At 38.6% G+C, this 705-nt stretch carries 1 protein-coding gene; it reads left to right on the top strand.

Translation table 11 applies throughout. From position 1 onward, the window contains the following. The first annotated feature begins 268 nt into the window (after positions 1 to 268). Positions 269 to 610 (top strand): helix-turn-helix domain-containing protein, encoded by a 342-nt coding sequence (locus C900_RS27875; protein ID WP_009583846.1) that lies wholly within the window; start codon positions 269 to 271, stop codon positions 608 to 610. The last annotated feature ends 95 nt before the right edge of the window (positions 611 to 705 follow it).

The following is a 705-nucleotide window of genomic DNA, read 5'->3' as shown; positions in this document are numbered from 1 at the left end:
GATAAGCACGTAAAGCATTTCATCAAGCAGATCGCTGATGTAAACCGCTCCGGTGTCGTGCAGGTAAGTGTCCAATTCCTTTAAATTGTGGTGGTAGATATAGCTCATGAAAAAAAGTTTAAAATTATTTTTCCGTTCATATATGAACCAAAAGTATTATATCAAACTCATTTCACAAAGCTATATGTCGCTTTTTTATTTCTTTTTTGAACGGTATATTTGAAAAACCCGTTTATATCAGCATTATAAGGAACTTAAAACACCCAAAATGGACTCATTCGGCAATAGATTAAGAGAGTGTAGAAAGAACAAAGGACTCTCACAAAGTGAGCTTGCAAAAATACTGAACACCAACCACTCGGTAATAGGCAAGTATGAAAGGGATGATGTAAAGCCTTCCATTGATGTTGTTAAAAAACTTGCCTCTATATTAAGCACTACAGCAGCTTACTTACTTGGGGAAACTGATTCTGATGAGTTGTTTAAAGACCCTGATATGCTACGCAGGCTGAAAGAGATTAATGCCATGCCTGAAGAAGATCGTAAGTGTGTACTATATAATCTGGATGCTGTTCTTAGAGATTTTAGGGCCAAACAAGCCTATTCATAAAAAAGCCCTGCTTCTCTGCAAGGCTTCTTCGGTACCATTGTAGCACGGAAGTAACTTCCGCGCCAGGCAGCACCCCCGGAATGGCATCGTAAAAA

The sequence above is a fragment of the Fulvivirga imtechensis AK7 genome (assembly GCF_000331535.1).
GTDB classification, from domain to species: Bacteria; Bacteroidota; Bacteroidia; order Cytophagales; family Cyclobacteriaceae; genus Fulvivirga; species Fulvivirga imtechensis.
This window is presented reverse-complemented; position numbering and strand designations above follow the sequence as displayed.